The sequence below is a fragment of the Cellulosimicrobium cellulans genome (assembly GCF_006539945.1).
GTDB lineage: Bacteria > Actinomycetota > Actinomycetes > Actinomycetales > Cellulomonadaceae > Cellulosimicrobium > Cellulosimicrobium cellulans.
Genome location: NZ_BJNZ01000003.1, coordinates 138,732 through 152,745 on the forward strand (window position 1 = coordinate 138,732; position 14,014 = coordinate 152,745).

Genomic DNA, 14,014 nt, shown 5'->3' on the forward strand with positions numbered 1-14,014 from the left:
CCTGTCCCCTGCCTCAGTCGTCGAAGACGTCCCAGCAGATCGCGCTGCGGCGCCGCTGATCGTCCAGGACGAGCTCGCGCAGCTCAGCCGGGATGCGCTCGCGCTGCCAGTGCCGCTCCGCGCGGCGGGCCGCCTCGGGGTCATCGCCCCGGGCCGCGGCGTCGGCGGCCGCGGCCCGGATCGCGTACGCCGCCGCGCCCAGGTCGTGCGCCGCGACGTGAGCGACCGCCACCGCCTGCCCGGCCGCGAGCGCCGCGTACTTGACGGGTGCGGGTTGGTCGCGCCCGGCGGCGTTGGCGACGAAGGCGGTGCTGTGCGCGGTCTTCATGGGGACGTCGCCGCGGATCCAGGCGCGGGCGACGTCGAGGGCGTCGCGGGGTCGGGTGTCGTCGGGCCGGGCGCTCTCGAAGATCGGCAGGACGTGCTCGGCGCAGTCGACGGCCCACCGGGCGAGCCGGCGGTGGTGGTCGTCGGTGAGGGTGCCGCCGCGGCGGACGGTGATGAGCCTGGGGTCGCGTTCGGCGGGCAGGATCGGCATGGTCCGATGCTCCCCCACGTCGGCGTGGGCGTCGCTCTGGGTGCCGGGCGACGACGGCGGGTGGACCTGGCGGGTGCGGCCCTCTGGTCGTGTGCGGGTCGGGCGGCGTACGGTGCGATCGTCGTCCCCGTCCGTCGCTTCCCGCCGCTGAGGGGTGGGGGCCTCTCCCCCGGCAGGGTCCCGCGCGGCGTCGTCGCCGCGCCCGGCCTCTCCCCTCGGCTGGCCGGTTCGTCGGGCGGCTCGTTCCTGAGGAGGCGCTCATGGCCCGGGTCACCCGCTCTGACAACTTGCAGGGCGCGACGTTCGACGGCGCGGACCTGCGCGGCGCGCGGTTCGTGGAGTCCGACCTGTCCGGCGTCGTGATGCGGGGCGTGCAGGTGGAAGGGGCCGACATCGACGCCCCGTGGCTCGCGGACGGCGATCCCGCGTTCCGGGTGAACGGCGTCGACGTGACGGGCTTCGTGGAGGCGGAGCTGGACCGGCGGTTCCCGGGGCGGGAGCTGCGTCGTGCCGGTGACCCGGAGGGGCTGCGCGCGGCGTGGGCGGCGCTGGAGTCGACGTGGGCGGCGACGCTCGACCGGGCGGCGGCCCTGCCCGCGAGCGCCGTGGACGTGTCGGTGGACGGCGAGTGGTCGTTCGCGCAGACGTTGCGGCACCTGGTGCTGGCGACGGACGCGTGGTTGGGGCGGGCGGTGCTGGAGGTGGAGCAGCCGTTCCACCCGTTGGGTCAGGCGGGTCCGCAGGCGGCGGAGGACGGGCTGGACGTGTCGTTGTTCGTGACGGGGACGCCGTCGTACGGGGAGGTGCTGGAGGCGCGTGCGGGCCGGGTGGCGATGGTGCGGGACTTCCTGGCGGGTGTGACGTCGGAGGGGCTGGCGGTGGTGCGGCGTCACCCGTGGGCGCCGCAGTACCCGGAGACGACGTTGTCGTGCCTGCACGTGATCCTCGAGGAGGAGTGGGAGCACCACCGGTTCGCGGTGCGTGACCTGGAGACGATCGAGGGGTCGTCGGGCACGTGAGAGCGGGCGGGCCGGGCGCGGGGTCCTGACGCTCAGGGGGTGCGTGAGACGACGGCGGCGAGGTTGGGCGTGAGGCGCGTGAGGTCGGCGTCGGTGGGGAGGCCGTCGGGGACGAGCAGCGCGCTGCCACGTGTCTCCTGGTCCTGGTACGTCAGCGGGAGGTCGGAGTCGTCGAGGTCGGTGACGAGGCCGCACGTGGCAGCTCCCGCGTCGTCCTGCGTGGTGTCCCCCGGCACGACGGTGACGAGGCAGACGACGTCCTGCCCGTCGCGGGTGCCCGCGCCTGCGTAGAAGACGATCCCGTCGAGGTCGCCCAGGCGTCGTGCCGTCGCGGGGTCCATCTCGTCGGGCGTCATCGTGTCGCTGAGCGCGTCCTCGGAGGTGGGCTCGTCGGCCAGGCGGGTCACGAGGTCCTCGGGCGTGACGGACCCTGAGCAGGCGGTGAGGGTGACGAGCGCGGCGAGGAGCAGGACTCCGGGGCGGGCGCGGCGGCGGCGGTGGTCCATCCAGGATGGATATCACGACGTGCGGGGCGTCCGGGGCGGGCGCCGACGGCGAGCTCGACCGCGCTCCCCCGGCCCGCGAGCGCCGCAAGAGCCGGCCAGGGATCTCGTGCCGCCAGGTACCCCGGTGTCTCCGGTCCGGCGGCCCTCGGACGCTACGGTGGCGGCATGAATCGTGAGGCGTTGGTCGGCTACGTCCGTTCGCAGGGGTGGGGCGTCGTGGCGTCCCTCGGCGCGGAGGGCGAACCCCAGGCCGCGTTCCTCGCGGTGGCGGCGACGGATGCGGGCGAGCTGGTGTTCGACGCGCGCGCGACGTCGCGCAAGGTGATGAACCTGGTGCGGGACCCGCGCGTCGCCGTGACGGTCGGCGGGACGGACGGGACGACGCTCCAGTGCGAGGGCACGGCGGACGTCCCGGTCGGTGCGGACCGGGAGCGCTGCGCCGCGGCGTACGTGGCGGCGTTCCCGCAGTTCGCGGCGTCGCTGGCCGACGACGGCATCGTCCTGCTGCGGGTCGTGCTCGCCTGGGCGCGGTACGGGGACTTCCGCGAGGACCGGTCGGTCATCACGGAGGTCGACGTGACCGGGTGGGGCCAGGCCGGGACCTGACGGCAGCCGGACACCGGTCGGCCCGTCAGCCGAGCAGCGCCTGCTTCGCGCGCGCGAACTCGGCGTCGGTGAGGTCGCCGGCGCGGTGCAGGGCGGCGAGCCGTTCGAGCCGGGCGACGAGCGCCGCTCCCCCGTCACCCGGGGTGGCGCTCGCGGCGGGTGCGCCGCGCCCGACGACGCGCCACAGGGCGCGGGCGAACACGCCGGGGCGTCGGGCGGTGCCTGCCTGGTCGGGGTGGAGGCGCGGCACGCGCGGCGAGGGCACGGTCCGGTCGTCGACGACGACGCTCCCGGGCCGCGCGTCCGCGAGCGAGCGCGCGAACCGGGCGAAGCGGGCGGACGACCCGTCGAGCAGGACGGCGCGGGTCGACCGCGAACCGGGTTGCTCGTCCCGCCACGTCACGACGACGGTCGGCCCGACCCCGGTGACGGTCACGACGGGTCGCCCGGCGGGCTCGAGCACGGTGTCGTCGCCGCGGACGAGGCGCAGCCGCGCGCCGTCCCAGACGAGCCGGCCGCCGGCGACGTGGAACATGGCCGGGTAGCGGGGCGCGGCGGCGAAGCGCGAGGTGTCGGGCGCCCGGCCGGGGACCGTCACGACGCCGACGGGTCGCCGCCGCGGCGGGGCCGGAGGGCGGGGGCCGTCCGCGTGCGTGGCGAGCGCCTCGACGACCGGGACTGCGACCGTGACGGGGGCGACGGGTTCGACGCCGGGCTCGGGGGCGGGTTCTGCCTGGTGCGTCTCGGTGTGGCCCTCGGTCGCGCTGGTGCTCATGGTGCTCCCCCGTCGTCGTCGGTCCCCCGATCCTGCCGCGCGACACCCGCCGAGAGCAACCCCTCGGGTGGTGTCGCCGCAGGTCAGGACGACGTGAGCGCGCCCCCGGCCGGGAGCACCGGTGGCCGGGGGCGCGCGGTCGGTGGGGGGCAGAGCCCGCCGAGGAGCGCCGTGAAGTCGGGCGTGGCCGCGAACGGGTCGGCGGGGCCGGTGTTCTTGCGCAGGGCGACCTTCTCCGCGAGCTCGCGGCCCGCGCGCGCGATGCGGGCGGGCAGCCCGCCGCCGGCGTCGGCCTCGGCGGCGGCCCAGTCGTCCGTCGCGGCGAACACGGACGTCGTGGCGACGTCGGCCCGCAGGTAGGTGAACAGCGGCCGCAGGGAGTACTCCAGTGCGAGCGAGTGGCGCGCGGTGCCGCCGGTCGCGCCGAGCAGCACGGGCGTGCCGGTGAGCGAGTCCTTGTCGAGGACGTCGACGAACGACTTGAGCAGCCCGGAGTACGTGGTGGTGAACAGCGGGGTGGTCACGACGATCCCGTCGGCGGCGGCCAGGCGCTCGAGGACGCCGGCGAGCTCGCCCGTGGGGAACCCGGTGAGCATGGCGTCGACGACGGCGTGCGCGTGGTCGCGCAGCTCGACGGTCTCGACCTCGGCGCTCACGCCGAGACCCTGGAGCTCGCGCACGGTGGCCTCGCCGAGCCGGTCGGCGAGCAGCCGCGTGGAGGACGGCTTGGACAGCCCGGCGGACACCACGACGAGGCGGCGGTCCGGGGCGGGGGTGCTGGCGGTCATGCGGTGCTCCTGGGGTCTGGCGTGTCGTGCGGGGGTCGGCCCGTCGCCGGGCCAGGTGGTGCGGGGTGCCCGACGGCGGCAGGTCGACCGGGTGCGCTGGGCACCCCTCGACCGTACGCCGTCGGGCGGCGGGTCCCGCGACCGGTCAGGCCGGGCCGCGGGCAGCGCGGGCTACAGACCGAACGCGGCGCCGGCCTTCGCCGGCTCCTGGTCGTCCTCGGCGGTGCGCCCGGTCCAGCGGTCCTCGGTGCCGCCGACGTGCGCGGCGCCCTCGGTCCCGGCGGCGCGGGCCGCGGCGACGCGCTCGGCGTGGCTCGGCGGGTTCGCCGGCACGTGCGCGGGCCGGGCGGCCTCCATCTCCTTGCGGAGCACGGGCACGACCTCGCCCGCGAGGAGGTCGATCTGCTCGAGCACCGTCTTGAGCGGCAGACCGGCGTGGTCCATGAGGAACAGCTGGCGCTGGTAGTCGCCCACGTGCTCGCGCATCGCGGCGTACCGGTCGATCACCTGCTGCGGGGAGCCGACGGTGAGCGGCGTCTCGCGCGTGAAGTCCTCCATCGACGGGCCGTGCCCGTACACGGGCGCGTTGTCGAAGTAGGGGCGGAACTCGTCCCACGCCTTCTGGGAGTCCTTGCGCATGAACACCTGGCCGCCGAGGCCGACGATCGCGGTGTCCGCGGGGCCGTGGCCGTGGTGCTCCCAGCGCTGGCGGTAGAACTGCACCATCTGCCGGGTGTGGCTGATGGGCCAGAAGATGTTGTTGTGGAAGAACCCGTCGCCGTAGTAGGCCGCCTGCTCGGCGATCTCCGGGCTGCGGATCGACCCGTGCCACACGAACGGCGGCACGCCGTCGAGCGGGCGCGGGGTGGAGGTGAAGCCCTGGAGCGGGGTGCGGAACTTGCCCTCCCAGTCCACGACGTCCTCGGTCCAGAGGCGGCGCAGCAGCGCGTAGTTCTCGATCGCGAGCGGGATGCCGTTGCGGATGTCCTGCCCGAACCACGGGTACACCGGGCCGGTGTTGCCGCGCCCCATCATGAGGTCCATGCGCCCGTCGGAGATGACCTGGAGCATCGCGTACTCCTCCGCGAGACGCACCGGGTCGTTCGTCGTGATGAGGGTCGTGGACGTCGACAGGACGATGTTCTTCGTCACACCGGCGAGGTAGCCGAGCATGGTCGTCGGCGAGGACGGGACGAACGGCGGGTTGTGGTGCTCGCCCGTGGCGAAGACGTCCAGGCCCGCCTCGTCCGCGTGCTTCGCGATGGTCAGCATCGCGCGCACGCGCTCGGTGTCGTCGGGGGTCCGGCCCGTCGTGGGGTCCGTCGTGACGTCGCCGACGGTGAAGATGCCGAACTGCATGGTGTGCTCCCGTGAGTCCTAGGTCGATGCGTTTGCATGTACATGCCGCTCAACCCACCGCCCCGCGGGTTTGTTCCCGGCCCCTCGCGCCGCCGGTGTGAGCGTGCGCACGTCCGGGCCGTGGCGGCCGTGACGAGTTGCGTCGGGCATCGAAACCCGGGAGCCTGGGACCGCGACGCGCCGAGGCGGACCGGCCGGGCGCCGTGGGGGCGGCCAGGCCGCGGACACCCCGCGACGTTCACCGGACCTTCACGACGCGCCGGAACACCGACCGACGGTGAGGCGTTGCCTCTCGTAGACCGGGCCGCTGCCCGCACCCCACCGGGCGCGCCCACCACCCCCGAAGACCCCTCAGGAGGACACCATGGCCGACCGTTCGCTGCGCGGGATGAGCATCGGTGCGAAGAGCATGGAGTCGGACGAGGGCGTCGACTTCGCCCCCCGCTTCCAGGCGCACTACGACTGCCCCAACGGGCACACCATCATCCTGCCGTTCTCGACCGACGCCGAGGTCCCCCCGGTGTGGGAGTGCCGCTGCGGCGCCGAGGCGCTGCTGCGCGACGCGGAGCGTCCCGAGCCCAAGGCCGGCAAGCCCGCCCGCACCCACTGGGACATGCTGCTCGAGCGCCGCACGATCTCCGAGCTCGAGGAGCTCCTCGACGAGCGCCTCGGCCTGCTGCGCGCCGGCAAGCTGCGCCGCAGCGCCTGACACCACGGTCGCCCGACGACCGGAGAGGCCCGGACCCCGCAGGGTCCGGGCCTCTCGTGCGTCACCGGCTGGTCGCAGACCCCGCTCCGCTCGGTCCCGGCCTCAGCGAGAGGCCCGGCTCCCCCGCCCCCGGACCGCCCCGGCGAGCTGCGCGGCGCGGCGTCGCGCACCCCACACCGTGACCTTCCACAAGGCCTCGGAGACGATCGAGCGGCTCATCTTCGACCGGCCCGCGGTGCGCTCGACGAACGTGATCGGCACCTCGACCACCCGCCCGCCCGCGCGCACGACCCGCCACGCCATGTCCACCTGGAAGCAGTAGCCGTGCGACTCCACGCTCGCGAGGTCCACGGCGCGCAGCGCGTCGGCACGGTACGCGCGGAAGCCCGCCGTCGCGTCACCCAGACCCAGCCCGAGCGCGACACGCACGTACACGTTCCCCGCCCGGGAGAGCACCTCTCGGTGCCACGGCCAGTTCTCCACCCGCCCGCCCGGCACCCAGCGCGACCCGATGACGAGGTCCGCGCCCGCGCCCTCCCCGGACTCCCCCGCCGGGGCGAGCGCCGCGAGCAGCGAGGGCAGCTGCTCGGGCTGGTGCGAACCGTCGGCGTCCATCTCGACCAGGACGTCGTACCCGGCGTCCAGGCCCCAGCCGAACCCCGCGACGTACGCGGCGCCCAGCCCCTCCTTGCCCGCCCGGTGCAGCACGTGCACGGCCGGGTCCGCGGCGGCCGCGGCGTCGGCGAGGTCGCCCGTCCCGTCGGGGCTCGCGTCGTCGACCACGAGCACGTCCGCGCCCGGCACCGCGGCGCGCAGGCGCGCGAGCGTGCCCGGCAGGGTCAGCGCCTCGTCGTACGTGGGGACGACGACGAGCACGCGGCCCGGCGCGGCGGGCTCCACGGGGCGCTCGCTCACCGCGCGTCGTCCTCGGTCGCAGCAGACGTCGCGGACGCCCGGACCGCGCGGCGCTCGCGGACGGCGCCCACGACTCCCGCGGCCAGGAGGCCGAGGGCGAGGAGCTCGACCACGCGCCCGGGCCAGCCCCCCGCCCGCACGGCCGGGGTCAGGCTCGTGCGCAGCGGCAGGTCCGCGACCAGCTGGTCGGCGGTGAACAGCCCGGTGCTCTGCAGCAGGGTGCCGTCGGGGGCGATGATGCCGCTCACGCCGACGGTCGAGACCTGCACGGTCGCGCGCCCGGTGGACACGGCGCGCAGCCGCGACATGGCGAGCTGCTGCGTGGACTCGGCGGTGTACCCGAAGGAGGCGTTGTTGGTCTGCACGACGAGCACCTCGGCGCCCGCGTCCACGGCGTCGTTCACGAGGCCGTCGTAGGCGACCTCGAAGCAGATGACGACGCCGAGCGGCACGGTGCGCCCGAGGCGCTCGGACACGAGGTCGACGACACCGGTCTCGGTGCCGGGGATCATGTCGATGGAGACGCGGTCGACCTGGTCGGAGAAGATCCGCAGCAGGGACCGCAGCGGGATGTACTCGCCGAACGGGGCGGGGTGCTGCTTGGCGTACCGGTCCACGACGCCCGCGCCGGGCTCCCACAGCAGCGACACGTTGTACCGGCCGCCGGTCTCCGGGTACTCCTGGGCGCCGACGAGGATCGGCGCGCCGACCTCGCGCGCGGCGTCGTCGATGGCGCGCGCGACGTCGGGCGCGGTCTGCGGGTCGAGGTCGGAGCCGTTCTCCGGCCACAGCACGACGTCGAGGTCGCCGGGCTCCACCTGGTCCAGCAGCGCGACGGTCCCCTGCAGGTGGTTGTTCAGCACCTCGGCCCGGTTCGCGAACGACCCCAGGCCCGGCTCGCCCACGTTGCCCTGCACGGCCCCGACGGCGAGCGTCCCCGCCTCGGCGCGCGTGTCGAGCGGCACGATCAGCGGCGCCGCGACGAGCGCGCCGGCCACGACCACCGGGACGACGGCGCCCGTCACGACGTCGCGGCGGCGCACCAGCGCGAGCGCGGCGACCGCGAGCAGCGACCCGGCGAGCGCGACGAGCAGGGACACGAGGACCTCGCCCCCGAGCCACGCCGCGCGCCCGAGCGGGGAGCCCGCCTGGGAGAACGCGAGCCGGCCCCAGGGGAAGCCCCCGAAGGGGACCTCGGTGCGCGCCTGCTCGACGCCGACGAACAGCAGCGCGAACCCGACGGCCTGCGCCCACGGGCGCGCGGCCGACCACGGCCGGCGCCGCGCCCACACCCACGCGGCGCCGAGCACGGCGACGAAGCACGCCTCCATGACGGACAGCGCGACCCACGGCACGGTCTCGGTCGCGTAGTTCGCCCACCACAGGTGCGGCAGGAAGAACGCGAGCCCCCACACGAGCCCGACGAGGAAGCCCCAACGGGCGCCGTCGCGCCGCAGCGCCCAGAACAGCGCGGCGACGCCGACGAACGCGAGGGGCCACCACCCGCGGTCGGGGAACGCCGCGTCGGTGACGAGGCCGCCCACGAGGGCCAGGAGCAGCGTGAGCGGCCGCGACGGGGGCCCGACGAGGGTGCGGCCGTCCGTCGTCCCGGGGACGCGGCGACCGGTCTCGCCGTGGCCGGTCTCGGAGGTGGTGGATGCCGGGGAGTCCGGGGCTGACGTGTCCGGTACCGCGGGGCGGGGTCGCCCGGCCGGGGCGGCCGTGGGCTCGGGGGCGTGCACGGGTGCACCCTACGCCACGCACCTGCACGGACCCAGGTCCGCGGCGGCGGCCCGGCGGGTGAACGAGACGGTGGGTGTGTGCGGGCCCGCGCGCCCTTCGGCCCGTACGCCGCCGCCACCGGCGGAGCACGTTTTCTACTGAGCGCGCGGGCCCGGCCAGGTACCCGGCGCGGCACGCCGAGGGGTCGTCGTCGGTGGCTGATCCCCCTGCGGCCACGGGGGCCGGAACACCCTGTCGAACCTACTCCGGCTCACGGCCCTGTCAAGCGGTAGCGGTCAGACGAACGTGTCGAACAGGGGGACGCCGTCGCGCACGGTCTGCAGGCACCGCGGCCGCGGCACGTCGGGACCGAGCTCCGGCAGGAGCGGCTGCCCGGCGCGCGCGTCCGTGCTCCACGACGACGTCGTGCGCCCGAGCGCGCCCTGCACGACCAGGTGCTCGCCCCGCCACACCGCCAGGTGCGCGGGCGCCCCGACGCGCAGCTGCCCGGCGCCCGTGTGGTCCAGCCCCGCGATGCGCCACCCGCCGCGCGTGTGCGCGCGGAACGCGGCCCGCGCCGAGATCTGCTGGTCCGGGTCCACGTGCGACATCGCCGCGAGCACGCCCGCCCAGGGGTCGAGGCGGGTCACCGGCGCGTCCGAACCGAACGCCAGCGGGACGCCCGCGCCCGCGAGGTCCGCGAACGGGCTCAGTCCCTCCGCCCGGGTCGCGCCCACGCGCGCCGCGTACATGCCCTGCGGGCCGCCCCACGCGGCGTCGAACCCGGGCTGGATGCTCAGGCTCACGCCGAACAGCAGCAGGGACGCCAGCGCCGACGCGTCCACGAACAGCGCGTGCTCCACCCGGTGCCGCGCCGCGCGCACCGCGCCCTGGCCGTGGACCTCCGCCGCGACCTTGAGCCCGAGGACGAGCTCGTCCATCGCGCGGTCACCGATGACGTGGAACCCGCCCTGCGTGCCCGCCGCACCGACCGCGGACAGGTGGTTCGCGATCTGCTCCGCGCTCAGGTAGAGGTTCCCGCGGTCGGTCCGGTCCGGCCCGTCCTGGTAGGGCAGGCGCATCGCCGCGGTGCGCGACCCGATCGACCCGTCCACGTTGAGGTCGCCCGCGATGCCCGTCAGGCCCGGCACGTCCGCGAGGAGGTCACGCGCGTCGTCGACCGTGGTGCACAGCTCGCCCCGGTACCCGACGACGTGCGCCAGCCCCGAGGACGCCTCGCCCGTGAGCGCGAGCAGCTCGCGCAGCCCGGCGCGCGTGTCGATGTGCGGTGCGCTCATCTCGTGCACCGACACGATGCCCTGCTCCGCCGCGGCACGCAGCGCCGCCCGGTACAGGTCGGTGCGCCGTGCCGGCGACACGTCGCGCGCGACGTCGCGCGCCACGTGGTGCGCCTCCCCCATGACCCAGCCCGACTCGTCCCACCCCGGTCGCTCCTCCAGGGCACAGCGCCGCGCGAGCGTCGTGGAGACGACGGCCGAGTGCACGTCGACGCGCGCCGCGTACACCGCGCGCCCGCCGGCGGCCGCGTCGAGCTCGTCGCGCGTCGGGGGGCGCCCCTCGGGCCAGGACCGCTCGTCCCACCCGAACGCGAGCACGACGTCGTCGTCCCCGGCGTCCGCGGCGGTCTTCGCGATCGCCTCGAGCGCGGCCGCGAGGGTCGTGACGCCGGCGCTCGCGGACAGGTCGACGCCGGCGAGGGCGAGCCCGACCTCGAACAGGTGGACGTGCGCGTCGACGAACCCGGGCGCGACGAGCGCGCCGTCGAGGTCGATCACGCGGTCGGCGCGGGCGGCGAGCCCGTCGGCCGTGTCGTCGGCGCCGATCCAGGCGATGATGCCGTCGTCGACGAGGAGTGCTTCCGCGAACGGGTCGGCCTGGGAGTGGATCACGCCGCCGCGGTACAGGGTTGAGGCCACAATCCTTCACGATACCGCCACAACCGCCCGAACCTCACCCCTCCGGTGTGACGTCCGCGCAGGTCGCGGCGGGTGTCGTGCACGTCACGCGCCCCGCCCGGCACTCGGGGTGCCCGTTCGGTCGGCTCAGACGCTCGAGTACGCGACCACGCCGCGCCGCAGCTTCTCGATCGCCTGGTGCGCGGTGCGGCGCACGGCGGGCGTGGGCGCGGCGGTCGCGACCTGGTCGAGGACGTCGATCACCTGCTTGCACCAGCGCACGAAGTCGCCGGCCGCGATCTCCGAGCCGCGCAGCACCGCGTCGAGGCTGCGGCCCACGGCCCACCGGTGCACGGCGGTGACGAGGCCCTCGTCGAGGGGGCCGGTCGCGTCGATGTCGTGCGCCTCCTCGAGGTCGTCCACCTCGGACCACACGCGCGTGGTCGCCTCGAGCGCGCGGGCGAGCTTGCCGTGGGGGCCGCCGGGGACGTCGGGCTCGCCGTGGTCCTCCCGCCGCCCGGCGTACACGCACGTGGACACCACCGCCGCGAGGGCGGGGGCGTCGAGGTCCTCCCACACGCCGCGGCGCAGGCACTCGGCCAGCAGCAGGTCGTTCTCCGCGTACAGGCGCCGCAACCACTGCCCGTCGCGCGTGACACGCAGCCCGGCGCGGCCCGCGGGGTCCCGGTCGCGGTCGCGGGGCCCGCCGCCCGGTTCCTCCGCGTCCAGGGCGTCCTCGAGCGGCGCGACCGGGTCGTCCGCGGCGTCGCCCGGGGCGAGGTAGCCGAGCGTGAGCAGGACGTCGCAGATGCGGTCGAACACGCGCGCGATGGACCCGGTGCGGCCCTCGACGCGGCGCACGAGCTGGTCGTGCTCCTTCTTGAGGCGCGCCCACCGCTCGGCCCAGCGCGCGTGGTCCTCACGGTCGGGGCAGTCGTGGCACGGGTGGGCGCGCAGCTGCGCGCGCAGGCGCGAGAGCTCGGCGTCGTCCGCGGCGGCCGACCGGGCGCGGGCGGTGCGCCCGGGGCGCGCGCCGGGCTCGTCGAGCGCCCCGAGGGCGTTGCGCAGCGTGGACGCGAGGTCGCGCCGCTGCGCCGGGACGCGCGGGTTGAACGACTTCGGCACACGGACCTTGGCCACGGTGCGGATGCCGCCGGGCGCGTCGGCCACGGTGAGCTTCTTCACCTGCCGGTCCTGCGTGAGCACGGTCGGGCGCGGCCCGTCGAACCCCGCCCCCTCCCCCGGGTCGAGCACGACGACGTAGCCCGCACGCCGCCCCGACGGCACCTCGACCACGTCCCCGGGCCGCAGCCGCTCGAACGCCGCCACGACCTCCGCGCGGCGCGACCGGCTCGCGGCGCGCGACAGGTCGCCCTCCCGGGCGGTGATGCGCCGCCGCAGCGCCGCGTACTGGGCGAAGTCGCCGCGGTCGCACGTCATGGCCTGGGCGTACCCGTCGAGCGCCTCGGCGTGCGCCTGCGCCTGCTTCGCGAGCCCGACGACGCCGCGGTCGGCCTGGAACTGGGCGAACGACGTCTCCAGCACGTCGCGCGCCCGGTCCCGCCCGACCTGCGCGACGAGGTTCACCGCCATGTTGTACGTGGGCCGGAAGCTGGAGCGCAGCGGGTACAGGCGCTTGGACGCCAGGCCCGCGAGATGCACGGGGTCGAGGCCCGCGTGGTCGACGACGACGGCGTGCCCCTCGACGTCGATGCCGCGCCGCCCCGCCCGTCCGGTGAGCTGGGTGTACTCGCCGGGGGTGACGTCCACGTGCGCGGTGCCGTCCCACTTGACGAGCTTCTCCAGCGCGACGGACCGTGCGGGCATGTTGATGCCGAGCGCGAGCGTCTCGGTCGCGAACACGACCTTGACGAGGCCGCGGCTGAACAGCTCCTCGACGGTCTCCTTGAACACGGGCAGCATCCCGGCGTGGTGCGCCGCGATCCCGCGCGCCAGCGACTCGGTCCACGTCCAGTACCCGAGCACGTCCAGGTCCTCGGCGGGGATGGTCTCGGTGCGCTCCTCGGCGACGCGACGGATCTCCGCCTCCTCCGCGGGCGAGGTGAGGCGCAGCCCCGCGGCCAGGCACTGCTGCACGGCGCCCTCGCACCCGGCGCGGGAGAAGATGAAGTAGATCGCGGGCAGCAGCCCGTCCGCGTCCAGGGCGTCCACGACGGCGAACCGGGCCGGGGTGCGACGTGACCCGAGCCCGGACCGGTCGGGGCCGGGACGCCGCCCGCCCCGCCCCCGGTACCCGCGGTCGCCCGGGCCGCGCCGCCCGCCCGGACCCGACGCGCTCGTGCGCGGGGCCGCGCGGAACGCGGCCAGCAGGTCCGGGTTGATGGGCGGGTTCACGCCCGGGTCCGTGGGGTCCACGTGCCCCGCGTACAGGTCGAGCAGGTCTGCGCCGAGCGCCCGGCCTCCGCCCGCGTGCGCGACCCCGGTCGCCGGGTTCGCCGACGCGACGAGCACGTGCTGCCACAGCGGCACGGGCCGGCGCTCGCTGACGACCACGGTCGTGTCGCCGCGCACCATCTCCAGCCAGTCGCCGAACTCCTCCGCGTTCGACACCGTCGCGGACAGGGACACGAGCTGGACGTCGTCGGGCAGGTGGATGATGACCTCCTCCCACACCGGCCCGCGGAACCGGTCGGCGAGGTAGTGCACCTCGTCCATGACGACGAACGCGAGGCCGTCGAGGGTGCGCGAGCCCGCGTAGAGCATGTTGCGCAGCACCTCGGTCGTCATGACGACGACGGGCGCCTCCCCGTTGATCGTCGTGTCGCCGGTGAGCAGGCCCACCGAGTCGGCGCCGTAGCGGCGCACGAGGTCGCCGTACTTCTGGTTGGACAGCGCCTTGATCGGGGTCGTGTAGAACGCCTTGCGCCCGCCGGCGAGGGCGAGGTGGACCGCGAACTCGCCGACGACCGTCTTGCCCGCGCCCGTCGGGGCGGCCACGAGCACGCCGCGCCCCTCCTCGAGCGCCTCGCACGCGCGCTCCTGGAAGTCGTCGAGCGGGAAGTCGAGGACCTGCCGGAACTCCGCGAGCCGCGTGCGGGCCGCCGCCTGGCGGGCCCGGGACGCGGCGTAACGGGCGGCGGGCGATTCAGCGGCCGTCATGGTGCCAGCCTACGGTCCGGCGCCGACCTCGCCGGTCGGCG

Annotated in this window: 12 protein-coding genes; 3 read left to right on the forward strand and 9 right to left on the reverse strand. The window is 75.8% G+C overall.

Features of this window, described 5'->3' with window-relative positions; genetic code table 11:
• Positions 1-13 precede the first annotated feature (13 nt).
• Positions 14-538, reverse strand: coding sequence for a putative immunity protein (locus tag CCE02nite_RS03505; protein WP_141388213.1), 525 nt, complete (start codon positions 536-538; stop codon positions 14-16).
• Positions 539-798: 260 nt separating this feature from the next.
• Between CCE02nite_RS03505 and CCE02nite_RS03510 the strand changes: the two genes are divergently transcribed.
• Complete coding sequence (locus CCE02nite_RS03510) at positions 799-1,557, forward strand: DinB family protein (protein ID WP_141388215.1); 759 nt, start codon at positions 799-801, stop codon at positions 1,555-1,557.
• Positions 1,558-1,589: 32 nt separating this feature from the next.
• Here CCE02nite_RS03510 and CCE02nite_RS03515 read toward each other — a convergent pair whose 3' ends face one another.
• Complete coding sequence (locus CCE02nite_RS03515; protein WP_141388217.1) at positions 1,590-2,063, reverse strand: hypothetical protein; 474 nt, start codon at positions 2,061-2,063, stop codon at positions 1,590-1,592.
• A gap of 165 nt (positions 2,064-2,228) precedes the next feature.
• Here CCE02nite_RS03515 and CCE02nite_RS03520 point away from each other — a divergent pair, with 165 nt between their 5' ends.
• Positions 2,229-2,669: a pyridoxamine 5'-phosphate oxidase family protein gene (locus CCE02nite_RS03520; RefSeq protein WP_141388219.1), complete on the forward strand. Its 441-nt coding sequence runs from the start codon at positions 2,229-2,231 to the stop codon at positions 2,667-2,669.
• 25 nt (positions 2,670-2,694) lie between these two features.
• On the opposite strand, the gene CCE02nite_RS20370 is transcribed toward CCE02nite_RS03520, so the two are convergent.
• From CCE02nite_RS20370 to CCE02nite_RS03535, 3 genes are all read right to left on the reverse strand, one after another.
• Entirely contained in the window at positions 2,695-3,444 is a 750-nt protein-coding gene (locus tag CCE02nite_RS20370) for an SHOCT domain-containing protein (RefSeq protein WP_141388221.1), read from the reverse strand.
• Positions 3,445-3,527: 83 nt separating this feature from the next.
• Entirely contained in the window at positions 3,528-4,232 is a 705-nt protein-coding gene (locus tag CCE02nite_RS03530; RefSeq protein ID WP_141388223.1) for a CE1759 family FMN reductase, read from the reverse strand.
• A gap of 171 nt (positions 4,233-4,403) precedes the next feature.
• Positions 4,404-5,591 carry an LLM class flavin-dependent oxidoreductase gene (locus tag CCE02nite_RS03535; protein ID WP_141388225.1) on the reverse strand — a complete coding sequence of 396 codons (1,188 nt, stop codon included), beginning with the start codon at positions 5,589-5,591 and terminating at the stop codon, positions 4,404-4,406.
• A gap of 364 nt (positions 5,592-5,955) precedes the next feature.
• On the opposite strand from CCE02nite_RS03535, the gene CCE02nite_RS03540 reads away from it, so the two are divergent.
• On the forward strand, positions 5,956-6,300 hold the full coding sequence (locus CCE02nite_RS03540) for an RNA polymerase-binding protein RbpA (protein WP_021483180.1): 345 nt from the start codon (positions 5,956-5,958) through the stop codon (positions 6,298-6,300).
• A gap of 102 nt (positions 6,301-6,402) precedes the next feature.
• Here the strand turns inward: CCE02nite_RS03540 and CCE02nite_RS03545 are convergent, their stop codons facing one another.
• The 4 genes from CCE02nite_RS03545 to CCE02nite_RS03560 form a co-directional block, all read right to left on the reverse strand.
• On the reverse strand, positions 6,403-7,215 hold the full coding sequence (locus CCE02nite_RS03545) for a polyprenol monophosphomannose synthase (RefSeq protein ID WP_255318612.1): 813 nt from the start codon (positions 7,213-7,215) through the stop codon (positions 6,403-6,405).
• Entirely contained in the window at positions 7,212-8,957 is a 1,746-nt protein-coding gene (lnt, locus tag CCE02nite_RS03550) for an apolipoprotein N-acyltransferase (RefSeq protein WP_255318613.1), read from the reverse strand. Before lnt ends, CCE02nite_RS03545 begins: the two co-directional genes overlap by 4 nt.
• Before the next feature lie 276 nt (positions 8,958-9,233).
• On the reverse strand, positions 9,234-10,874 hold the full coding sequence (locus tag CCE02nite_RS03555; RefSeq protein ID WP_141388227.1) for an amidohydrolase: 1,641 nt from the start codon (positions 10,872-10,874) through the stop codon (positions 9,234-9,236).
• A gap of 126 nt (positions 10,875-11,000) precedes the next feature.
• Entirely contained in the window at positions 11,001-13,973 is a 2,973-nt protein-coding gene (locus tag CCE02nite_RS03560; RefSeq protein ID WP_141388230.1) for a DEAD/DEAH box helicase, read from the reverse strand.
• Positions 13,974-14,014: the final 41 nt, after the last annotated feature.